18 protein-coding genes and 4 pseudogenes are annotated in these 21,675 nt (G+C 72.2%); 12 read left to right on the plus strand and 10 right to left on the minus strand.

What is annotated here, in order from left to right; translation table 11 throughout:
- Positions 1-294 precede the first annotated feature (294 nt).
- Positions 295-1,095 carry a hypothetical protein gene (locus tag E4N62_RS37590; protein ID WP_230221820.1) on the minus strand — a complete coding sequence of 267 codons (801 nt, stop codon included), beginning with the start codon at positions 1,093-1,095 and terminating at the stop codon, positions 295-297.
- A 238-nt stretch (positions 1,096-1,333) separates the two neighbouring features.
- Between E4N62_RS37590 and E4N62_RS37595 the strand changes: the two are divergent.
- Positions 1,334-4,042, plus strand: a pseudogene (locus E4N62_RS37595) (helicase-associated domain-containing protein).
- Positions 4,043-4,242: 200 nt separating this feature from the next.
- On the plus strand, positions 4,243-4,431 hold the full coding sequence (locus E4N62_RS37600) for a hypothetical protein (protein ID WP_230221823.1): 189 nt from the start codon (positions 4,243-4,245) through the stop codon (positions 4,429-4,431).
- Here E4N62_RS37600 and istB read toward each other — a convergent pair.
- On the minus strand, positions 4,415-5,374 hold the full coding sequence (gene istB, locus E4N62_RS48935) for an IS21-like element helper ATPase IstB (protein ID WP_308186119.1): 960 nt from the start codon (positions 5,372-5,374) through the stop codon (positions 4,415-4,417). The two genes, E4N62_RS37600 and istB, sit on opposite strands and share 17 nt — an antisense overlap.
- Positions 5,365-6,087: pseudogene (locus E4N62_RS37610) on the minus strand (TIGR00645 family protein); the annotation flags it as partial. The gene istB and the pseudogene E4N62_RS37610, both read right to left, overlap by 10 nt.
- Between E4N62_RS37610 and E4N62_RS37615 the strand changes: the two are divergent.
- Both E4N62_RS37615 and E4N62_RS37620 read left to right on the plus strand, forming a co-directional pair.
- Complete coding sequence (locus E4N62_RS37615; protein WP_230221825.1) at positions 6,002-7,645, plus strand: DNA repair helicase XPB; 1,644 nt, start codon at positions 6,002-6,004, stop codon at positions 7,643-7,645. The pseudogene E4N62_RS37610 and the gene E4N62_RS37615 sit on opposite strands and share 86 nt — an antisense overlap.
- A 17-nt stretch (positions 7,646-7,662) precedes the next feature.
- Complete coding sequence (locus tag E4N62_RS37620; RefSeq protein ID WP_374117165.1) at positions 7,663-8,004, plus strand: type II toxin-antitoxin system RelE/ParE family toxin; 342 nt, start codon at positions 7,663-7,665, stop codon at positions 8,002-8,004.
- Between the two features lie 271 nt (positions 8,005-8,275).
- Here E4N62_RS37620 and E4N62_RS37625 read toward each other — a convergent pair whose 3' ends face one another.
- Entirely contained in the window at positions 8,276-8,473 is a 198-nt protein-coding gene (locus E4N62_RS37625) for a hypothetical protein (protein WP_184892567.1), read from the minus strand.
- 413 nt (positions 8,474-8,886) lie between these two features.
- Between E4N62_RS37625 and E4N62_RS37630 the strand changes: the two genes are divergently transcribed.
- Complete coding sequence (locus E4N62_RS37630; RefSeq protein WP_230221827.1) at positions 8,887-10,851, plus strand: AAA family ATPase; 1,965 nt, start codon at positions 8,887-8,889, stop codon at positions 10,849-10,851.
- 256 nt (positions 10,852-11,107) lie between these two features.
- Here E4N62_RS37630 and E4N62_RS37635 read toward each other — a convergent pair whose 3' ends face one another.
- The gene (locus E4N62_RS37635) at positions 11,108-12,364 is read right to left on the minus strand and encodes a serine protease (protein WP_230221829.1); all 1,257 of its coding nucleotides are present in this window, start codon (positions 12,362-12,364) and stop codon (positions 11,108-11,110) included.
- A 339-nt stretch (positions 12,365-12,703) separates the two neighbouring features.
- Here E4N62_RS37635 and E4N62_RS37640 point away from each other — a divergent pair, with 339 nt between their 5' ends.
- On the plus strand, positions 12,704-13,489 hold the full coding sequence (locus E4N62_RS37640) for an NPP1 family protein (protein WP_374117167.1): 786 nt from the start codon (positions 12,704-12,706) through the stop codon (positions 13,487-13,489).
- A gap of 380 nt (positions 13,490-13,869) precedes the next feature.
- Here E4N62_RS37640 and E4N62_RS37645 read toward each other — a convergent pair whose 3' ends face one another.
- Entirely contained in the window at positions 13,870-14,586 is a 717-nt protein-coding gene (locus E4N62_RS37645) for a copper homeostasis protein CutC (RefSeq protein WP_230221833.1), read from the minus strand.
- A 171-nt stretch (positions 14,587-14,757) separates the two neighbouring features.
- Here E4N62_RS37645 and E4N62_RS37650 point away from each other — a divergent pair, with 171 nt between their 5' ends.
- Complete coding sequence (locus E4N62_RS37650; RefSeq protein WP_230221835.1) at positions 14,758-15,621, plus strand: helix-turn-helix transcriptional regulator; 864 nt, start codon at positions 14,758-14,760, stop codon at positions 15,619-15,621.
- On the plus strand, positions 15,581-15,796 hold the full coding sequence (locus E4N62_RS37655) for a DUF397 domain-containing protein (protein ID WP_230221837.1): 216 nt from the start codon (positions 15,581-15,583) through the stop codon (positions 15,794-15,796). The genes E4N62_RS37650 and E4N62_RS37655 overlap by 41 nt, the downstream gene beginning before the upstream one ends.
- Here E4N62_RS37655 and E4N62_RS37660 read toward each other — a convergent pair.
- Positions 15,790-16,167 carry a beta/gamma crystallin domain-containing protein gene (locus E4N62_RS37660; protein ID WP_220648032.1) on the minus strand — a complete coding sequence of 126 codons (378 nt, stop codon included), beginning with the start codon at positions 16,165-16,167 and terminating at the stop codon, positions 15,790-15,792. The genes E4N62_RS37655 and E4N62_RS37660 overlap by 7 nt on opposite strands.
- 216 nt (positions 16,168-16,383) lie before the next feature.
- Here E4N62_RS37660 and E4N62_RS37665 point away from each other — a divergent pair, with 216 nt between their 5' ends.
- Positions 16,384-17,187: an SGNH/GDSL hydrolase family protein gene (locus E4N62_RS37665; protein WP_230221840.1), complete on the plus strand. Its 804-nt coding sequence runs from the start codon at positions 16,384-16,386 to the stop codon at positions 17,185-17,187.
- A gap of 23 nt (positions 17,188-17,210) precedes the next feature.
- On the opposite strand, the gene E4N62_RS37670 is transcribed toward E4N62_RS37665, so the two are convergent.
- On the minus strand, positions 17,211-17,888 hold the full coding sequence (locus tag E4N62_RS37670; protein ID WP_230221842.1) for a maleylpyruvate isomerase family mycothiol-dependent enzyme: 678 nt from the start codon (positions 17,886-17,888) through the stop codon (positions 17,211-17,213).
- 96 nt (positions 17,889-17,984) lie between these two features.
- Between E4N62_RS37670 and E4N62_RS37675 the strand changes: the two genes are divergently transcribed.
- The gene (locus tag E4N62_RS37675) at positions 17,985-18,665 is read left to right on the plus strand and encodes a hypothetical protein (protein ID WP_230221844.1); all 681 of its coding nucleotides are present in this window, start codon (positions 17,985-17,987) and stop codon (positions 18,663-18,665) included.
- 110 nt (positions 18,666-18,775) lie between these two features.
- Positions 18,776-19,909 carry a GNAT family N-acetyltransferase gene (locus E4N62_RS37680; RefSeq protein ID WP_230222083.1) on the plus strand — a complete coding sequence of 378 codons (1,134 nt, stop codon included), beginning with the start codon at positions 18,776-18,778 and terminating at the stop codon, positions 19,907-19,909.
- Between the two features lie 66 nt (positions 19,910-19,975).
- Here E4N62_RS37680 and E4N62_RS37685 read toward each other — a convergent pair.
- Both E4N62_RS37685 and E4N62_RS37690 read right to left on the minus strand, forming a co-directional pair.
- Positions 19,976-20,236, minus strand: a pseudogene (locus E4N62_RS37685) (DUF4031 domain-containing protein); the annotation flags it as partial.
- Positions 20,237-20,258: 22 nt separating this feature from the next.
- Positions 20,259-20,615, minus strand: a pseudogene (locus E4N62_RS37690) (hypothetical protein); the annotation flags it as partial.
- A 55-nt stretch (positions 20,616-20,670) separates the two neighbouring features.
- On the opposite strand from E4N62_RS37690, the gene E4N62_RS37695 reads away from it, so the two are divergent.
- The gene (locus E4N62_RS37695; protein WP_230221846.1) at positions 20,671-21,603 is read left to right on the plus strand and encodes a MurR/RpiR family transcriptional regulator; all 933 of its coding nucleotides are present in this window, start codon (positions 20,671-20,673) and stop codon (positions 21,601-21,603) included.
- The last annotated feature ends 72 nt before the right edge of the window (positions 21,604-21,675 follow it).

The following is a 21,675-nucleotide window of genomic DNA, read 5'->3' on the forward strand; positions in this document are numbered from 1 at the left end:
GGGGCCAGGCCCCGGGCGGATGCCGAGCATGGGGCGGCGGGGGCGGGACACTCTCGGGTCAACGAGGTCGCTGAGACCGCCAGAGAAGATAGAGCGCCGACGAGATCGCGGCGACCCGAAGCACCCACGGCCACGTCTCCGCCACCGCCACATTCATCTCCCCGAGCAATGGAATCCCCCACCGCCCGTCACTACGCCCCCACAGCCACACGATCCCACCCGCGGCTACCGCCCCCGGTACCCCATCACCGCCCACTTCGACTCCGCGGGCGTCAGCCTCCGCGAGATAGGCGATCAACCACCCCAGCCCCAACGGCACCAGACTCCCCATGACCGCTCCGCGACCAACAGCACGGCCGCCAGCAACAGCAGCGGATTGCTCCACCCCACCCACGGGCCGCAGCCGGGGCAGCGGCAGCCGCCGCTGCCGAGGAGCCCCTTCCTCCACGCCCCCGCCGAAGCCGCCGCCCCTTCTCGACGACGGCCCCGGGCTTGCCCTCGGCCTTGCCATCCCGGTCCTCGTCCGTCTTCGCCGGAGGCGGCGGCTTCAGCAACTCGGGAATCTCCACACCCCCGACGAACCCCGGCACGGAGTCCCCGATCCCGAACCCGATGTCGCCGCCGGGTCCCCGCCCCCGCCGACCCGCCACCAGTCGGGCTGTGCGTCGCCCTCGCCCAGCTCGTGCAGCGGGCGAGATGCGGCGGAGCGGCTCCACCCGCCACCGGCGGCACGGCGTCGGCGGAACGGGGTCGCGGCACGACCCGCCGCAGCCCCTTGGCCCGCTCCCCGGTGTCCTCGGCGGTCACGTCCCCACCGGTCACCCGCTGCACGGGCACGGCGGCCGCCGGGGGCTCCGGTGCGTCACCGGGCCCGCCCGCCGCCTCGACGACCTCGTCCGGGGTCCCCAGGCGGGCGATGATGCGGCGTACGGCGGCCGGACTGTCCACCGGCGCCTTCGCCCGCCGCCGGTCGATCTCGTCCCGCAGCCCCGACACGAGACGCATCCGCGTCGAGGACGGCAACTGTCGCTGCTGGGCCAGATCACCGACCCGGCTCAGGTACTCGTAGACGACCTGGTCGCTCTCAATCCCCACGAAGCCCCTCCGGGATCGGCCGCGCATACTCCTCCGACCGTATCGCTTCCAACCGGCCGGGAGTCATGACCGATCCCGGTGAACGGGAGCCATGGCCCGAGAAGCCCGGGGCGCAGCCCGGCCTCTCAGGGGCGCGGGGAACTGCGCGGGAAGCCCCACGCACCCGCACCCGCCGACGAGACGCGCGCCCCCGAGCTACTGGGCGCCCCAGCCCGGCGCAGCCGCTACCGTTGGCCGGATGAGCACCGAGGAGCACACCCCCACGGAGGCGGCCCCCACCGGCGGAGCCCCCCGTTCCCTGGCGGAGGCGCTACGCGGACGCGACGACCGTTCGCTCGCCGTGCTGCTCCGGGCCCGGCCGGACCTCATCACACCCGTGCCCACCGACCTGACCCAGCTGGCCACCCGCGCCGGCACCCGCGCCTCGGTGGTCCGGGCCCTGGAACGCCTGGACCGGTTCGCCCTGCAGACCGCCCAGGCCCTGGCCGTGGCGGCGGACCCGGCGCCGTACGCCGAACTCGCCGCCCTGCTGGCCGGTGACGACGCGGACCCCGCCGTCACCTCCGCGCTGCCCCGCGCCCTCGCCACCCTGCGCGACCAGGCCCTCGTGTGGGGCCCCGACGACCAGCTCCGCCTCGTCCGCACGGCCCGTGAGCTGCTCGCCCCCCCCGCAGTACCCCTCCCCCACCGGCCTCGGCCCGACCGTCGCGGAGGCCACGGCGGGCATGTCGCCGGGGCGGGTCCAGGAGATCGTCGCGGCGGCCGGCCTGCCGAGCACCCATGACTCGGTCTCGGCGGTCACGGCCCTCGCCACGCTCTTCACCGACCGCCGCCGCATGGCCGCCCTCCTCGCCGCCGCGCCCCCGGAGTCCCTCGACGTCCTGACCCGGCTGGTGTGGGGGCCGCCGTACGGCCAGGTCACCGCCAACCCGGCGGCCCATCTGCGCTGGCTGCTGGACCGGGGGCTGCTGCTGCCCACCACCCCCGGCACGGTCGTCCTGCCCCGCGAGGTCGCCCTCCACCTGCGCGGGGGCCGCGCGCACCGGGAGGTGCAGCCCGTGCCGCCGCCCGTCGAGGCGTCGGGTGCGCACCGTCCACAGGTTGTGGACGCGACGGCGGCCGGGCAGGCGTACACGGCGCTGGCGACCGTGGAGGAGTTGCTGAAGGACTGGGACGAGGGCGGCCCCGGTGTCCTGCGCGCGGGCGGGTTGAGCGTGCGGGACCTCAAACGGACCGCCGTGGCCCTCGACCTGCCCGAGCCGGTGGCCGCCTTCTGGGTCGAACTCGCCTACGCCGCAGGGCTGTTGGCCTCCGACGGCGAGGCCGACGAACGGTACGCCGCGACACCCGCGTACGACGAGTGGCTGGAGTTGCCCGCCGCCGAGCGCTGGGCACGGCTCGCCACGGCCTGGCTGACGGCGACCCGTACGCCGGGCGTGATCGGGGAACGGGACGCCAAGGACCGTACGTTGTCGGCGCTGGGCCCGGGGCTGGACCGGTCGGCCGCGCCCGAGGTGCGCCATCGGGTCCTCACCCTGCTCGCCGGGCTCCCCGAGGGCACCTCGGCCACCCCCGACTCCGTACTGGCCCGCCTCCACTGGGAACGCCCCACGCGCGGCGGCCAGCAGTCCCACCAGGCCCCCGCCCAGCCCTCGTCGGCGCCGACGCAGACGCAACAGCCCGCGCAGTCCCAGTCGGCGCCGTCGTCCCCATCGGCCCAGTCGGCCCTGCAGCCGTCCGCGCGGCAGCGTCAGGGGCGAGGACCTGCGGGCCCGGATCGCCCGGTGGACCCTCTCCGAGGCCGAGTCGCTCGGGGTCACCGGGCGCGGCGCGCTGTCCTCGCACGGTCGCGCGCTCCTCGGGCTGCCTCCCGAGACCCCGGCCACGGTCGAACTGCCGGAGACCCCGGGCGACAAGCTCCCCGCCCACCACGTGCCCCTCCCCGACCGTCCGCCGGTCCCTCCCCGGCGTCGGCCCTCCCCGACCCCGTCGCAGAGCAGGCCGCGGCCGCCTCCCGGGCCGCCCGGCTGCTCGCGCCGCTGCTTCCCGAGCCGCTGGACCACGTCCTGCTCCAGGCCGACCTGACGGCTGTCGCGCCCGGCCCGTTGAAGCGTCCGCTTGCCGACGTGCTGGGCGTGCTGGCGGACGTGGAGTCGAAGGGTGGCGCGACGGTGTACCGGTTCACGCCGGGGTCCGTACGCCGGGCGCTGGACGCGGGGCGCAGCGCCTCCGACCTGCACGACTTCCTGACCGCGCACTCCCGTACGCCGGTCCCGCAGCCGCTCGCGTACCTGATCGACGACGTGGCCCGCCGCCACGGTCATCTGCGGATCGGCGCGGCGTCGGCGTACGTCCGCTGCGACGACGACGCGATGCTCAGCGAGATCCTCGCCGACAAGCGGTCGCAGGGGCTCGGGCTGCGGCGGCTCGCGCCGACCGTCCTCGCCGCCCAGGCCGACCCGGCGACACTGCTCGACGGGCTGCGGGCGATGGGGTACGCGCCGGCGGCCGAGTCGGCGGAGGGCGATGTGCTGATCACGCGGGCGCACGCCCACCGCACCCGCCCGCACGGCACCGGAGCCCGTCCCGGACGGCCCCGGCCCCGGACGACACCCTGCTGGGCGCCGCGATCCGCGCCATCCGCGCCGGTGATCTCGCCTCCACCACGCCGCGCCGGACTCCCGGCGGCCCGGCCACCCCGCCCGGCACCCTGCCCCGGACCGGCTCCGCCGAGACGCTCGCGACGATGCAGGCCGCCGTCCTCACCGGCGAGGCCCTCTGGATCGGCTACGTCAACGCCGAGGGTTCCGCCAGCCAGCGGGTCATCGCGCCGGTCCGCGTCGAGGGCGGCTTCGTGACGGCGTACGACCACACGGCGGACGAGGTGCGCACCTTCCCGCTCCACCGGATCACGGGCGTCGCGGAACTCGCGGACGACGCGACCTGACTCAGCCACCCCCTGGTTGATCAAGCCGCCCCCCGCGCATCACCCGTTCGGGCGTACGCGGGTGTTCATGCAGGCCACGCCTGTTTTTCCCCCTCATGGGCGAGCGCGGGTCCCCCGGGGCATCCTCTCGGGGCGTGCGGGGCAGCCACCCTGTGTCCGATCGAGATCGACTCCTGCGCTCGAAAGGCCCACACGCACGCATGCGCCCTCTCGCCACGTTCCTGACCGCATTCACCGTCTCCGTCGCCGCAGCCGTCGTCCTGGTGGGCGCGCTCGCCGCCCCGGCCGCCGCGAACCCGCCGCTGCCCCTCCCCGAACTCGGCACCCTGGTGGGTGAGGGCATCGGCGTGGAGGGGCCGCTGATCCAGAACGTCAGCCTGCTGAAGTAGTGCGCAGCCGGTAGCTGTCCCCTTCGAGGAGGACGATCTCGGCGTGGTGCGCGAGGCGGTCCACCATCGCCGGGGCGGCCCCGCCGAAGATCTCCTCCCAGCGGCCGAGCGGGCGGTCACTGGTCACGATCAGCGAGGCCCTCTCGTAGCGGTGGGCGATCAGCTGGAAGAAGAGCCGGGCGGTGTCCGTGTCGAAGGGGAGGTAGCCGACCTCGTCGACGATCAGCAGGGGGCAGGCGTCGAGCGCGGACAGTTCCTCGGCGAGCCTGCCCTCGGCCCGTGCCCCGGCCAGCCGGGCCGCCCACTCCGTCGCCGTCGCGAACATCACCCGGTGTCCGGCCTGGCAGGCCCGTACGCCGAGACCGATCGCGAGATGCGTCTTGCCGGTGCCGGGGGCGCCGACGAACACGACGTTCCGTCCGGTGCCGAGGAAGTCCAGGGTGCCCAGCCGGGCCAGCAGCCGCCGGTCGAAGGAGCGCGGGTGCCCCTCGTCGAATTCCTCCAGCAGCTTCCGCGCCGGGAACCCGGCCGCCCGTACCCGCCCCTCGACCCCGGTACCGACTCCGGTCCCGACTCCGGCCCCACCCGCGACACCGGCACCCACGCCGTTCCGCCTCCGCCCCCGTCCCCGGCCGTGTACGGCGCGCGCCAGGTCTCGTACTGCACCAGCCGCGTCCCGCCCCGCGTGAAGCGGGTCTCGGGGGACGTCGCCTGGGCCGGGATCGGCAGCGGCGCGCGGGAGATCGCGGGGGCGGCGGCCGTCGTCGGCTCGCTCCGTTCCGTCGGCTCGTCGGGCCCGCGCGGGCCCCTCGGCGGCTTGAGATCGCCGGCGGACGGGTCGTGGTGGGTGCCGTGCCCCTTGTCCTCGCGCAGCATCGGCCCCGACATGTACGCCAGGAGCACCGCCGAGGCGATGAAGGCCATGTGGATCACCGTGCCCCACAGCAGCGCGTGCTGGGAGGTGTGGTGGACGTCCACGAACATCTGGAGCAGATGCACGGAGGAGATGCCCACGATGGCGGTGGCGAGCTTGACCTTCAGCACGTTGGAATTGACGTGCGAGAGCCATTCGGGCTGGTCGCGGTGGCCCTGGAGGCCGATGCGGGAGACGAAGGTCTCGTAGCCGCCGACGATCGTCATGATCAGCAGATTCGCGATCATGACGACGTCGACCAGTTTGAGCACGGCGAGCATCACATACGTCTCGGTGGCGCTCCCGCTCACGCAGCGGACGATTAACGTCCACAGCTCGTTGAAGAACTTGTAGACGTACACCCCCTGCGCCGCGACCAGACCGAAGTACAGCGGCGCCTGGAGCCAGCGCGTGGCGAAGAGGGCGTAGCCGAGTGTGGTGCCCTGCGGCGAAACGGACGGGGCGATGGACGGGGCGACCGGTTCAGCGGCGTCGGCCTGGGTGGGAGGGTGCACGGTTCGCATTCTTCGGAACCGCTGCCGCAAATCTGAATTCCAGCCACTCATCGGAATGAATAGACATCCAATAGGACCGGAACCCTGCCAGGGGGAACGATCAGGCACACTGGACGTTTGGCCGAATCGAAAGGTGTCGCGCGTGAACGGTCCCCTCATCGTCCAATCTGACAAAACGCTGCTCCTGGAGGTCGACCACGAGCAGGCGGACGAGTGCCGTCGGGCCATCGCGCCCTTCGCCGAGCTGGAGCGGGCGCCGGAGCACATCCACACCTACCGGGTGACACCGCTCGGGCTGTGGAACGCGCGGGCCGCCGGCCATGACGCCGAGCAGGTCGTCGACGCGCTGGTGCAGTACAGCCGCTACCCGGTGCCGCACGCGCTGCTCGTGGACGTCGCCGAGACGATGGACCGCTACGGCCGCCTCACCCTCTCCAAGCACCCGACCCACGGCCTCGTCCTCACCAGCACCGACCGGCCGGTGCTGGAGGAGATCCTGCGGTCGAAGAAGATCGCTCCGCTGGTCGGGGCGCGGATCGACCCCGACACCGTGGCCGTGCACCCCTCCGAGCGCGGGCAGATCAAGCAGACCCTGCTGAAGCTGGGCTGGCCCGCCGAGGACCTCGCCGGGTACGTGGACGGTGAGGCCCACCCGATCGAGCTGGCCGAGGACGGCTGGGCGCTGCGGCCCTACCAGAAGCAGGCCGTGGAGAACTTCTGGCACGGCGGCAGCGGGGTCGTCGTGCTGCCCTGCGGCGCCGGGAAGACCCTGGTCGGCGCCGGGTCCATGGCCCAGGCCAAGTCGACCACGCTCATCCTCGTCACCAACACCGTCTCCGCTCGGCAGTGGAAGCACGAGCTGGTGAAGCGGACGTCGCTGACCGAGGAGGAGATCGGCGAGTACAGCGGGACGCGGAAGGAGATCCGGCCGGTCACCATCGCCACGTACCAGGTGCTGACGACCCGGCGGAAGGGCGTCTACCCGCACCTGGAGCTCTTCGACTCCCGCGACTGGGGCCTCATCGTCTACGACGAGGTACATCTGCTGCCCGCGCCGGTCTTCAAGTTCACCGCCGATCTCCAGGCGCGCCGGCGGCTGGGGCTGACGGCCACGCTGGTCCGGGAGGACGGGCGGGAGTCGGACGTGTTCTCCCTCATCGGGCCCAAGCGGTTCGACGCGCCGTGGAAGGAGATCGAGGCGCAGGGCTACATCGCGCCCGCCGACTGTGTCGAGGTCCGGGTGAACCTCACCGACTCCGAGCGGCTCGCCTACGCCACCGCCGAGCAGGAGGAGAAGTACCGCTTCTGCTCCACCACCGCGACCAAGCGGAAGGTGGCCGAGGCGATCGTCCGCCGTTTCGCGGGCCAGCAGATCCTCGTCATCGGCCAGTACATCGACCAGCTCGACGAACTGGGCGCGCATCTGGACGCTCCGGTGATCAAGGGCGAGACCAGCAACGCCCAGCGCGAGAAGCTCTTCGACGCGTTCCGCGAGGGCGAGATCAACGTCCTCGTCGTGTCGAAGGTCGCGAACTTCTCCATCGACCTGCCCGAGGCCACCGTCGCCATCCAGGTCTCCGGCACGTTCGGCTCCCGCCAGGAGGAGGCGCAGCGTCTCGGCCGGGTCCTGCGCCCGAAGGCCGACGGTCACCAGGCCCACTTCTACTCCGTGGTCGCCCGCGACACCATCGACCAGGACTTCGCGGCGCACCGCCAGCGCTTCCTGGCCGAACAGGGCTACGCCTACCGGATCATGGACGCGGACGAGATCCTGGCGGAGGGCTGAGCGACAGGTCACAGGGGATGCCCGCGCTCGGTACGCTGAGCCGTACCAGCGCGAGCCAGGTCAAGGAGGGCGGCATGCCTCACGAGGAGATCTACGAGGTGCTGTACACGGAGCCGGCGGCTCGTGACCGCGACCGGCTGGACCCCACGCGCCGTGCCTCCCTCGACAAGGCGATCGAACTGCTCGCCCGCGATCCGTACACCGAGCTGTCCCGCACCATAGGAGTGGGCGACCAGGACCGCGAGATCCGGCTCACCTCACAGATCGTCGCGGAGTACATGGTCTCCCGCGGTCGCCTGCTCCTGGTGATGCTGCGGATCTTCGACGACGCGGACATCCTGCTGCCCGAGGAAGGCTGAGACCGCCGACGGGGGCGGAGGAGGGCTGGCCGTAGGGAGTTGCCCGCGCGGGTGGTCAGGCGGACGGTCAGGCGGGATCCGATCGCGGCGGCCGTCCGGGAGAGCGCGGCTGACGGCCGAGGGCTCGGGTGGTGCGGGTGTTCCAGGTGGTGCGGGTGTTCCGTCGGGCCGGGTGTTCCGTCGGGCCGGGTCGGGCCAGGTGGTCCGGCAGGGATGACGGCCCCGCGAGCTGCGCGAGGCTCGGAGAGGTGTGGGCCGGGAGTCCCGGCGTTCACCGGCGGCGTACGCCCGCTTCCTCCGCGTACTCGCCGAGGATGACGACGCCGAACGCGGCGCTCGCGAAGACCTTGACGGCGCGCAGGGCGTCGGCGAGGCGGTGGCGGTTGTGGTGGTCGTCGAGGCCGGTCGCACCGGGCGGCGGACCGGGTCGGCCGGAGGCCGAGGCTGGGATGAAGGTCGCTGCACTCATATCTCCATGGTGGAACGCCCGCCTTCGAACCGCGTCGGTCTCCGGAGTGAACGCGCTGAGCCCCCGGCTCCCTCTCAGGTCCAGCTCTCCCGTAATACCGGCGGTGTAGGGCCCCCTAGGGGTACGGCGGGCACGGCGGACGCGGCGGCAAAAAAATCCGTTGGCTTCCGCCCCCTCCCCTCACCTACACTCTCCGCTCTTGCCCGCCTCCCGTCCGTGGAGCGCCGCCGCCCGGACGGAAACCGGTCGGTCACCGTCGTCAGGCGTACCCCAGCTCCCCGCAGGCCCCGGAGGCACCCCTTGTCCGCGCAGCCCACCGCCGACCCTGCCGGCCCCGCCGCCCTCAGCGACCCGGCCGATCCCTCTCCCGCGAGCGCTCCCACCTCGCCGCCTCCCGGTCCGCGCTGCGGGCCATGCGGGAGGACGCGGAGGCGCTGGACATCAGGGACGTCACCGCGAACTGGGTGAACGCGGAGGTGCTGGCCCGCCAGATCGAGGAGCGGATCAAGGCCCTGGCGGACCTGAGCCACACCCCGCTCTTCTTCGGCCGGCTCGACTACCTGCACGCCCCCGGCGCGGACCGGGCGGAGGGCGCGGAGGGGGAACAGTTCTACATCGGGCGCCGGCACGTGCACGACGCGGACGGCGACCCGATGGTCATCGACTGGCGTGCCCCCGTCTCGCAGCCCTTCTACCGGGCGTCGAAGAAGGACCCGATGGACGTCGGGCTGCGGCGCCGCTTCGGGTACACCGGCGGCGACCTGACCGCGTACGAGGACGAGCACCTCTCCGACCCCGCCGAGGCGGCCGCCACCAGCAAGCTGCTCCAGCAGGAGATCGAGCGTCCGCGTGTCGGCCCGATGCGGGACATCGTGGCGACGATCCAGCCGGAGCAGGACGAGATCGTCCGCTCGGACCTGTCCGGCAGCCTCTGCGTGCAGGGTGGACCCGGCACCGGGAAGACCGCGGTCGGCCTGCACCGGGTCGCCTATCTCCTCTACGCCCACCGGGAGCGTCTGTCCCGCACCGGCACCCTCGTCATCGGGCCGAACCGCTCCTTCCTGCACTACATCGAGCAGGTCCTGCCCGCGCTGGGCGAGTTGGAGGTCAAGCAGGCGACCGTCGACGACCTCGTCGCGCATGTCGAGGTGCGGGGCACGGACGAGGCGGCGGCCGCCGTCGTCAAGGGCGACGCCCGGATGGCCGAGGTGCTCCGCCGGGCCGTACGGTCGCACGTCACGCTGCCCACCGAGCCCGTCGTGGTCGTCCGGGGGTCGCGTCGCTGGCGGGTACCGGCGTACGAACTCGAAGGCATCGTGCGGGAGTTGCTGGACCGGGACATCCGCTACGGGGCCGCGCGGGACGCGCTGCCGCAGCGGATCGCGCACGCGGTGCTGGTGCAGATGGAGCGGTCCGGGGAGGCGCCCGACGACCGGGTGCAGGACGCGGTGGCGCGCAACGCGACGGTGAAGGCGGCCGTCAAGGCGATCTGGCCACCCGTCGACCCCGCGAAGCTCGTGCTGCGGCTGCTCTCCGACGCGGACTTCCTGGCCGAGCACGCGGAGGGGATCCTCACGGACGACGAGCAGAAGACGATCCTGTGGGCGAAGCCGGCGCGGAGCGTGAAGTCGGTGAAGTGGTCGGCCGCCGACGCGGTCCTGGTCGACGAGGCGACGGACCTGGTGCAGCGCACGCACTCCCTCGGCCATGTCGTCCTCGACGAGGCGCAGGACCTCTCCCCCATGCAGTACCGGGCGGTGGGCCGCCGCTGCACCACCGGTTCGGCGACGGTCCTCGGCGACCTCGCACAGGGCACGACCCCCTGGGCGACGCGGAGTTGGCAGGAGGCACTGGCGCACCTCGGCAAGGGGGAGGCGCATGTGGAGGAGCTGACGGCCGGTTTCCGCGTCCCGACGGACGTGATCACGTACGCCTCCCGGCTCCTCCCGCACATCGCGCCCGGCCTGACCCCGGTGGCGTCGGTCCGCGAGAACCCGGGCTTCTTCGACGTACGCCCGACCACCGACGACTCCCACGTCATCGCCGCCTGCGAGGAGTTGCTCCGCAACGAGGGCTCGACCGGCCTGATCGCCGCGGACACCCGTGTCCCCGCCCTCGCCGAGGCGCTGACGGCGGCGGGCCTCGCCCATCTGTCCCCCGGCGAGGAGACGACGCACGAGACCCGCCTGACGCTCGTCCCGGCCTCGCTCGCCAAGGGCCTGGAGTACGACTACGTCGTCCTGGACGAGCCCCAGGAGATCGTCGACGCCGAACCGGACGAACGCACGGGCCTACGCCGCCTCTACGTCACCCTCACCCGAGCGGTCTCGGGCCTGATCGTGACCCATGCGGCGCCGCTGCCGCCGCAGTTGGCCTAGGCCCGCCGGGCCACCGGGCCACCGGGCAGGGCACCCAGCTGACGTCGTGCCTCCGCCGGCCACGTTCCCGCGCCGCCGTGCGTCCGGGACTCGTCGTGCTGGTCCTCGGTCAGCGCCTCCGCTGCCTGCGGGCAGTCGTTCCCACTACTCGGACCACTCGGACGTGTTCATGACGTCGAAAGTACGGGAACACGCGCACGCGACGGCCCCCGGCGACCGCGAAGGTCACCGGGGGCCATTCGCGCGTGGGTTTCGCCTACTTGAACTTGTTGCTGGTCGCCAGGTAGACCTGCTTCGCGTTCTTGCCGAGGCGCGGCCCCGTGATGAACGTGGAGCGGTCGCTCAGGGAGTTGTTGGAGACCAGGTAGGTGCGGCCCTTGTGGGACATGAACCAGGGGCCGCCGGAGGCACCGCCGTTCATGGTGCAGCCGACCATGTACTGGGCCGGGTAGTCGCTCGGGTAGCTGTAGCCGAGGACGAAGCGCTTGGTGGCGCCCTGGCAGTGGTACATCTTCGAGCCGTCGTACGGGGCCTCGGCCGGGTAGCCGCGCACCTTCATGTTCTTGACCTTGTTGGCGGCGGGGGCGTTGAACCACACCGGCAGGGCCGAACCGAGGCGCTCCTCAAGGGACTTGGAGCCCTTCTCCGGCTTCACGTGCAGCACCGCGTAGTCGTACGCGGCGGCCACGGTGCCCTCGCTGGCGGCGCCGCCCTTGATCCAGGTGCCAGAGGTGGTGGCCCAGTCGGCCCAGGCGACGCCGTACGGGGAGACGTTGCTCGCGCGGTAGTTCGCGGACGCCTGGCTGATGTTCAGCTTGCCCGTGTTGTTGAAGGACGGTACGAAGGCGATGTTGCGGTACCAGCCGCCGCCCTTGCCCGCGTGCACACAGTGCCCGGCGGTCCACACCAGGTTGGACTTGCCCGGGTGCGCCGGGTCCTTCACGACCGCGGCGGAGCAGACGCTCGACCCCTGGGGCGTGGTGAAGAAGAGCTTGCCGACCGGGGGCGCGTACTTGTGGTACGTGGCCTTGACCCTGCCGGCCTGCTGCTTCTTGACCTTGCCGTCGGGCAGCCAGACCTGGGTGGTCTTGCCGGCCCCGGTGGCGGTGTTGCCCGCCTCGGCGACCGCCGGCAGGTCCGGCAGGTTCTCCTTGGCCTCGGCGATGCGCTCCGGCGTCCAGAAGTTCTCGATGTACGGGTTGGCGAAGTCCTCCGCCTTGGAGGCCCAGTCGCCGCTGAAGTCCTGCCAGCCACCGTCCTTCCACTTCTGCAGCGCGTCACCGGTGAGCTCGGTCGGCACACCCTTCGGGAGCTTGAACCCGCCGACGGTCGTGTCACCGCCGCTCTCGTTCTCGCCGGTGTCGATGTTGTCGCCCGCGTCCGCCTGGGCGGTCGTGGAGTCGGAGGCCTTGGCCCCGCTCTCCTCGGTCTTGCTGCAGGCGGTGGTAGTGACCATGACCGCGGCGATCACGGCGGCTGCGGCCGTGAGGCCGCGGCGGCGTATGAATGGCATGGAGCCCGTCCCCGTGTGATGAAACTTGTCATGCCCCCGCTTGGCTGGGGCGAGACAACTATGCACGCGCGGGAGCCCGCGATGATCTCCGGAAGGCCCTGCACGGCGACTTCGCACACAACAACTACGTGGCGGATATCTACCTGTGATGTGGCGTGTCCGCGCCGGTCCCCACCCCTGGGTCACAACTCACAGGGTTTTCACAATGATTGATTCTTCATCACTCCGACACCTCCGGACCCTTGTGCACTACCCGCGAGTAGCGCCAATCTGACCTGCGCATGCCATGGCGCATGACATGACATACGCCATCCCTCGCGGCAGGCTCAGGAGGCCGTAGTGAAGACAGGTTCGCACTCGCGCACTTCGCGTCGTTTTCGCAGATCCGCCGTTGTGCTCGGCTCCACCGTCGCCCTGGTGGTCGGCGTCGCCGGCAGCGCGTTCGCGGCCCCGCCCGCCGCGCTGCCCGCCAACGCGGAGGCCCTGGAGACGACGTGGCAGCCGGCGTACGACTACGACACGGACGGCTGTTACTCGACGCCCGCGATCGGCCCCACGGGCACGGTCAACGGCGGTCTGAAGCCCACCGGTTCACTGAGCGGCGACTGCCGCGACCGGTCCGACCTGGACAACACCAACGGCTACTCGCGCTACAAGTGCAACAACGGCTGGTGCGCGATCATGTACGACCTCTACTTCGAGAAGGACCAGGCGGTCTCGGGCAGCAGCATCGGCGGCCACCGGCACGACTGGGAGCACGTCGTGGTCTGGGTGCAGAACGGCACGGCCCAGTACGTCTCGACCTCCGCCCACGGCGGCTTCAGCGTGCACGCCGCGTCCTCGGTCCGCTGGGAGGGTACGCACCCGAAGATCGTCTACCACAAGGACGGCATCCGGACGCACTGCTTCCGGCTCGCGGGCTCCAACGACGAGCCGCCGGAGAACCACAAGGGCACCTGGCAGTACCCGCCGCTCGTCGGCTGGAACGGCTACCCGTCCGGCATCCGCGACATCCTCGTCTCGCACGACTTCGGCAGCGCCAACTTCGGCCTCAAGGACGGGAGTTTCGCCTCCAACCTCGCCAAGGCGAAGCCGTCGGGGATCGCCTTCGACCCCAACGCTTAGCCCTGCGGGCTGCTTGGCCGGGGGGTGCGCTGTGGGGTGGGTGCGTTGTCGGGTGCGGGTGGGTGGGGCTTCTCGCGCAGTTCCCCGCGCCCCTGAAAGCCGGGGCGCCCCGTGCTTTTCACCCCGCCACCCACCACCCACCCCGCCACCCCGCCACCCCGCCACCCCGCCACCCCGCCACCCCGCCGCCCCGCCGCCTTCCAGGCCCGCAGCCCCGCCACCTTCAGGCCCGCCACCCCGCCACTATTGGGTCCGCCGCCCCGCCGCCTTCAGGCCGTAGCCGCGTCGCCTTTCAGGCCCGCGGGGCCTGCCCTTCAGGGGCGCGGGGAACTGCGCGAGAAGCCCCGCCGGGCCCGCGGCCGGCAACGCACCCCCGCGCGTCAGCGCGATGCGGTCGCGCGGGCCGGGCGCGCGTCGAGGGCCGTGCGCCACGCGCGTACGGCCTCGGCGGCGACCGGCGCGGCCCACCCCCCGGGGCGGGCCGCGCCGCCGATGTGGAAGGCGTCCACGCGGGCCGCGCGCAGCCGGGGGATGTGGTCGAGGCGGAGACCACCGCCGATCATGAGGCGCTGCGTGTAGCCGGGATCCCCGCGTCTCGCGGCCTCCGCCAGCAGGACCGGCATCCCGTCGTCCACGCCCCGCGCCGACCCCGCCGTCAGATACGTGTCCAGCCCCGGCAGGTCGGCGAGCTGCTTGCGCAGGGCGTCCCGGTCGGCGGCACGGTCGATCGCCCGGTGGAACGTCCACGAGCGCCCGTCCAGCTCGGCGACCACCCGCTCCACCGCGTCCAGATCGGGCCCGCCGTCCTCCCCGAGGAACCCGAGCACGAACTCCTCCGCCCCGGCCGCCCGCATGTCGCACGCGACCCGCACCAACGCGTCCACCCGCCCCGCCGCGAACCCGTCCGCGAGCCGCAGCATGACCCGTACGGGGATGTCGACGGCGGCCTGCACCTCCACGAACGTCGCGACCGTCGGGGTGAGCCCGTCGGCCGCCATGTCCGCCACCAGCTCCAGCCGGTCGGCACCTCCGGCCTGGGCGGCGACGGCGTCCTCGGCGTCGAGGGCGATCACCTCCAGAAGCGCGCGCGTGGTCATGGGGCCCCTTCCTTCGGGCTTCACGTGACGACAACAGGTCTAGTCCAATTTACCAACAACCCGGGCTGTTGGACGCGGCCGTCACGTTCAGCACGCGCCCGACCACTGTCCGCATCTACCCTCGAATCGGCGCGCAGCAACAAGACCGGCTGTCCGAGAGGGAGTTGCCCCATGCCCAAGCCCAGGACCATCGACCCGTCCCAGTCCACGCGAGCGATGTACGGCGCGGAACTGCGCCACCGGCGCGAACGGGCGGGCCTGTCCCAGGAGGACCTGGGGGCCGCGATGTTCATCAGCGGGGCGTACGTGGGGATGCTGGAGGTCGGGACGCGCCGGATGCAGCCGGAGTTCGCGAGGATGGCGGACGAGGTGCTGAGCGCGGACGGGTTCTTCACGCGGAACCTGGAGGCGGCGCGGAAGTCGCCGTACGAGCACCATTTCGCGGACGTGGTGGAACTCGAAGCGCTGGCCCACACGATCAAGGACTGGGCGCCGATCCTCGTCCCCGGCCTGCTTCAGACGGCGGCGTACACGCGGGCGGTGGTCCGGGCGTACGACCCGGTCCTGGCCGAGGAGGTCGTGGAGGAGCGCGTGGCCGCCCGCCGGGCCCGCGCGCACATCTTCCGCGACCCGACGAAGCCGCGGTACTGGGCGGTCCTGGACGAGATGGTCCTACGACGGCCGGTGGGCGGCCCGGGGGTCATGGCGGAGCAGCTCCGGCACATCGCCGGGATGGCGCGGCGGCACCGGATCATCGTCCAGGTGCTGCCGTTGGCGGAGGGAGCGAATGCGGGGATGGAGGGCATCTTCAAGCTGATGACCTTCGAGGACGCCCCGCCGCTCGTGTACAACCAAGCGTCCGAAACTGGCCGCCTGTTCGACGATCCGACTGTGGTGACCCGTTCCGTACTGACCTACGATCTGCTTGGGGGTACGGCGCTGTCGCCTGGCGTGTCCCTCGCCCTGATCGAGCAGGCGGCCAAGGAGTACGAGGATGCGCATCGCACCCGATCTGAGGACCGTGAAGTGGCGTAAGAGCAGCTACAGCGGCGGCACCAGTGCCGAGTGCGTGGAAGTCGGCGACAACATCCCCGGACTTGTCCCCGTCCGCGACAGCAAAAACGCGACCGGCGATGTTCTCGTATTCCAGGCCGCCGCCTGGTCGTGCTTTGTCGCGGCGGCGGCCCGGGAACTCCGCGCCGCTCAGTAAATGGTGATCTGCTCGATCTTGTGCACCTTGCCGCTGGGGGAACCGGAGGCGAGGCCGAGGTCGAAGGCGTACCACTTCGGGAGGCGGCCCGAGTCCCACTGAGGGCCGCCCAGAACCGTGCGGTACTTGAAGCTCACCTCGTTGTTGCCGGTGTTCATCCAGCCCACGCCGTAGATGGCGACATCGATGGTGCCGGCGTTGGCGAAGCAGGGATTCACGCCGTCGACCTCGAAGTACAGGAAGTCACTCCGGTCCCCGCAGTCCACTCGGTTGATGGCGTGCGCGGGCAGCGCGGTGGCGACGGTGGCCGCCAGCGCCGCACCGGTGACACCGGCGAAGCGGAGCGCGCGGCGGGCGAGCGAACGGTTCATCGAGGACCCCTCTGGCTCTCACGACTGGTATGCGGCAAGTGAGAGTGCCGGAAAGCTCGTCAGGTTGCTTCGTATCGGCGAACTTTTCGCACCAATGCCCTTGAAGGCAGAGGCAGTTGCCCTCCCGTGCACAGTGAATTGCGGGGACCGTTTCCCGCTGTACGCTCTGCGATCAGTTCCGGCTTCAAGCTTCAGAGATCGACGCAGAGGGAAGTCATGCGCAGAATCACAGCGGCCGTCGCCGCAGGTCTGATGACGTTCGCGGGACTGGTCGCGGCGGGCGCCCCGGCCCAGGCGGCGACGCCGACCGCCGAGTACGTCGCGCTCGGCGACTCGTACGCCTCCGGCGTCGGCGCGGGCTCGTACGACCCGGGGAGCGGCGACTGCAAGCGGAGCACGAAGAACTACCCCCACCTGTGGGCGGCGGCCAACCCCGAGTACACGCTGAAGGACGTCACCTGCAGCGGCGCGACCATCGCGGACGTACGGGCCGAGCAGCTGTCCGCGCTGAGCGCGTCGACGAACCTCGTCACGCTCACGGTGGGCGGCAACGACACCCAGTTCTCGACGGTGGTCAGGACGTGCCTGACCGACACCGAGAGCGCCTGCGCGCTGGCCACCGGGTGGATGTCGGCTGTCGCCAGGAACCAGCTCGTGGGTGAGCTCAGCGGCCTCTACAAGGACATCAAGGCGCGCTCGCCGAAGGCCCTGATACTCGTCTTCGGCTACCCGCAGACGCTCTCCACCACCGGCGCGTGCTCCCCGATCGAGCTCAGCGCAAAGAAGCGCGCCGACATGAACGGGCTGGCCGACGCCCTCGCCGAGGGCACCGCGAAGGCAGCGGTCGACGCGGGCGTCTACTTCGTGGACATGCGCAAGCCGTTCGCCGGCCACGGGGCGTGCGGGACCGACCCGTGGGTCCACGGTGTCAACACGTCCGACATGACGGCGACCTTCCACCCCAACGCGGCGGGCCACGAGAAGGGCTACGCGGCGAAGTTCATCTCCACCTGGGGCTGACCGGCCGGTGACCGTGGCCACGCTCAGGGATAGAGGCTGAGCTCGGCCTCGGTCGCGCCGGCCAGTTCGTACGACGTCCCGGTGGGCGGCCGACGACCCGAGTAGAGGCGTACGAGGGTGGGGGCGTCGCCGATGTAGCGGGCGGGCGGGGCGTCGCCGCTCGGGGCGCCGAGCAACAGGGGCGTGTCGGCGTCGTCGAGGTCGGCGTGCAGCGGGCGGGTGCCATGGGCTCGGCTGAGGTGGGCCAACAGCTCTACCGCCAGACCTAGTTGGGGACCCTCGTACGCACCGGGCACACTCCACGCCTCGCGTACGTCACCGGCGTGCACCCACTCGCCGAAGGCGACGCCGTCCAGGACGCCACCGGCGTCGGCGATGACCGGGCCCGCGTCGGTCATGCCCCGCTCCAACTCGTCCACGATCCGCGCGACGGGCCACTCGACCCGCTCGGCGATGTCCCGGGCGTTCGACTCCGGGCTGAAGACTCCCTTCTCCAGCCGGCCTTCGACCACCCGCGACAACACGGCGGAACAGTGCGCCAGCATGTCCCGCACGCTCCACCCGGGACAACAGGTCGCCGCCCCGAAGTCAGCCTCCGGACGGTCCCGCAGCAGCGGCACCAGCGCGTCCCGCTCACCGGCCAGCAGCCGCGCGGGGAGTCCGGGGTCCCGTACATCGTGCGTATCAGCCACAGTCGTCATGCGACCCACGCTAGGGGCAGAGGGCCGCCGGGCGCACGACCACGGCGCTCGACCACGCCGCGCCACCGTGGCTCACCTCCACGGCACAATGCGTACATGCCCGACTCCCAGTCCCCCAGGGAAATCCTCCGCCACCGCTGGCTGCCCGCGCTGCTGTCGGCCCGGGACGGGGCCTGCGATCCCCCGCCGTTGCCGTACGCCGACGCCCTGATCGCGCGGTGGTCGGAACCGCAGCGGAAGTACCACACCCTCGACCACCTCACGGCGGTGCTGGACCGTGTCGAGGTGCTGGAGGACCACGCGACGGACCCGGACCTCGTCCGGCTGGCCGCATGGTTCCACGACGCGGTGTATCTGCCGGACCGGTCGGAGAACGAGGAGCGGTCGGCGCGGCTCGCCGAGCGGGCGCTGCCGGAGGCCGGGGTGTCGCGGGAGCGGACGGCGGAGGTGGCGCGGCTGGTGCGTCTGACCGTCACGCACGATCCGGCCGACGACGACCCGAACGGCCAGGTCCTGTGTGACGCGGACCTCGCGATCCTGGCGTCACCGCCGGCCGCGTACGCCGCGTACGCGGCCGCCGTACGGGAGGAGTACGGCTTCGTCCCGGACGACGCGTTCCGAGCGGGCCGGGCGGCGGTACTGCGCCAACTCCTGGACCTGCCAAGGCTGTTCAGGACTCCATACGGCCGGCGGGAGTGGGAGGACCGGGCCCGGGAGAACCTGCGGGCGGAACTGGCGGGTCTGACGGGGCCGACAGGACCGGCGGCCGACAGCTGAACCGGCGGCGCTGACGCCCGGCCGCGTTGCGCACCGGGAACGGGTGACCGCGGCGTAAATCCGGTACGTACGGACGCCTGGCCCCGCCTATCCTCGCCGCCATGCGACCAATGGGTGGGGAACAGGTACGGGAAGCCGTCGAACACTGTCTCGCGGTGCTGGGGGCGGTGGCCGACCGGGACTGGGAGGGCACCAAGGCCGGCCGGCTGGACTGGAGCTGCCGGGAGACCGCCGAGCACGTCGCGTCGGACCTGATCGCGTACGCGGCGCAGCTGGCGGGGCGGCCGACCGCGCGCTACGTACCGTTCGAGATCGACATGGCGGAGTGCGAGAACAACGCCGACCTGCTGGAGGTGATCCGGACGACCGGCGCCCTGCTCACGGCCGTCGTCCACACCACGCCCCGGACGGTCCGCGCCTTCCACCCGTACCCGTTCCGCGCCGCCGACCGCGAGGGCTTCGCCGCGATGGGCGTCGCCGAGGTGCTGCTGCACACGCACGACATCGTCGAGGGCCTCGGGCTCCCGGCGTCCGCGGCCGTGCCGCCCGCCGGGCTCGGCCTGTGCGAGACCGTGCTCGCCCGTCTCTTCCCGCACGTCAGGCCCGGTGACGACCCCTGGGCGACGCTGCTGTGGGCCACCGGCCGGGGCGACCTGCCGGGCCGGGCGCCCGTCACGGAGTGGAAGTGGAGCAACCCGCTGCACATCGACGCCGGGCGCCTCGTCCTCCAGGGCGTCCACCCGGCCGCCGCGGCCGATCTCACCGAGGGCGGCACCGGCGGCTTCCACTGGATCGCGGGCGGCCCGGTCGACGGGACCCGGACCGGCGCGGGCCTGGTGTTCCAGGCGTACGAGGCGGGGGTGCACCGGCCGGAGTGGGGCATGTTCGTGCTCGTCCGCAAGGAGGACGGACTGGCCGTCGGCGCGCTCGGCTACCACGGGGCGCCGGACGAGGAGGGCCGCGTCGAGATCGGCTACGACCTGGTGGAGGGGGCGCGCGGGCACGGTTACATGACCGAGGCGGTGCGCGCGCTGGCCGACTGGGCGCGGGAGCGGGGCCGGGAGCGGGGCGACGTACGGTCGCTGTTCGCGGTCGTCGAAGAGTCCAACCTGCCTTCGCAGGGCGTCGTTTCGCGTACCGGATTCGCGAAGGTGAGCGACGACCGGGGTGACGGAGGGCAGACCGGGGAGCAGGCCGGGGAACACGGGGAGCACTTCGCGTACGAACTCCGTCTGCGCGCCTGACGTACGCCGGGCCCAACCGCTCCGGTCGATCGCCCCCGGCCGGGGCCCGGCACCCTCAGGCCGGTGTCCCCGCCGCTTCGGCCGCCGCAGCCCCGCCCCCGTCAGCCGGCGCAGCAGCTCCTTCGAGCCCACCTCCACGGCCCCCGCCCGCACGACCTCCGCGTAGCGGTGCGACGGGATGTCGTAGTGGTCGCGCTCGAAGGCCCGCTCGGGGATGCCCAACTCCCTGGCGAAGGTGTGCAGTTCGTCGAAGGACACGTCGCTCACCAGGTGGGACCACATACGCCCGTGCCCCGGCCAGGTGGGCGGATCGACGTAGAGGGTCACGTGGCCGCCGCCCCGCCGAGAGCCCCAGCGCCGCGACCCGCACCCCCGCCTTGTGGCATACCCACTGCGGATCGGGCCCGAGCTCCGGTTCCACGTCGAGCGCGTGCGGGTCGCCGGTGCCGCAGACCGGGCAGAGGGGCCAGCGGCCGTACCGTTCGAGCAGGGCGTCCTGGACGTCCTGGGCGACGAGCCCGGCGACGTACGCCGCGCCGTCCGGCCACTGCTCGACCCACCAGCGGCGCTGTACGACGGATTCCTCGACCATCGAGACGACATCCGCCTCGGCGACCTGCCCGGACACCAGATCGGCGAGCACGAGGGCGCGGGCGGCGTGCAGCGCCTGCTCAAGGGGGCTCACGGGGTCACTGCCGGTACTCATGCGTCCATTGTGCGGCCCTTGACCATCCAGCCCGGCAGAAAATATCTTTCAAGATGTGAGCGATGACGTGAAGGAAATTTTCTCCCCGGCGTCCGGTCCCCGCGCCGCCCGCCCCGCCGCCCTCGCGGCGAAGGTGCGGACGCTGGCGCCCTCCATGACCCGCTCCATGCAGCGCGTCGCGGAGGCTGTGGCGAACGACCCGGCCGCCTGCGCGGCGCTCACGGTCACCGGCCTCGCCGAGCTCACGGGGACCAGCGAGGCGACGGTCGTGCGCACCGCCCGCCTCCTCGGCTACCCGGGCTACCGGGATCTGCGGCTCGCCCTCGCGGGTCTCGCCGCGCACCAGCAGTCGGGCCGCGCGCCCTCGGTCACGGCCGACATCGCGGTGGACGACCCGCTGCCCGACGTGGTCGCCAAGCTCGCGTACGACGAGCAGCAGACCCTCGCGGACACGGCGGCCGGACTCGACATGGGCCAGCTCGGCGCGGCGGTCGGAGCGCTCGCCGGGGCGCGGCGCATCGATGTGTACGGGGTCGGGGCGTCCGGGCTGGTCGCGCAGGACCTCACGCAGAAACTGCTCCGCATAGGGCTGATAGCCCAGGCGCACAGCGACCCGCACCTCGCCGTCACCAACGCGGTGCAGCTCCGCGCGAAGGACGTGGCCGTGGCGATCACCCACTCCGGCTCGACGGGCGACGTCATCGAGCCGCTGCGGGTCGCCTTCGACCACGGGGCCACGACGGTCGCGATCACCGGCCGCCCGGACGGACCGGTGTCCCAGTACGCCGACCACGTCCTGACCACCTCCACGGCACGGGAGAGCGAGCTGCGACCGGCGGCGATGTCGTCCCGGACGAGCCAACTGCTCGTCGTGGACTGCCTGTTCGTCGGAGTGGCGCAACGGACGTACGAGTCGGCCGCGCCGGCGTTGTCGGCGTCGTACGAGGCGCTGGCCCACCGGCATCGGACCGGGGGCCCGTCGCGGTAGCCGGCCGACGCTCACGGCGCCCGCGGCCGACCTTCACGGCAGCGCCCGGCACCCGCCCCGAAGGCACCAGGC

It is taken from the genome of Streptomyces sp. MNU76, from assembly GCF_020982545.1.
Classification (GTDB): Bacteria; Actinomycetota; Actinomycetes; order Streptomycetales; family Streptomycetaceae; genus Streptomyces.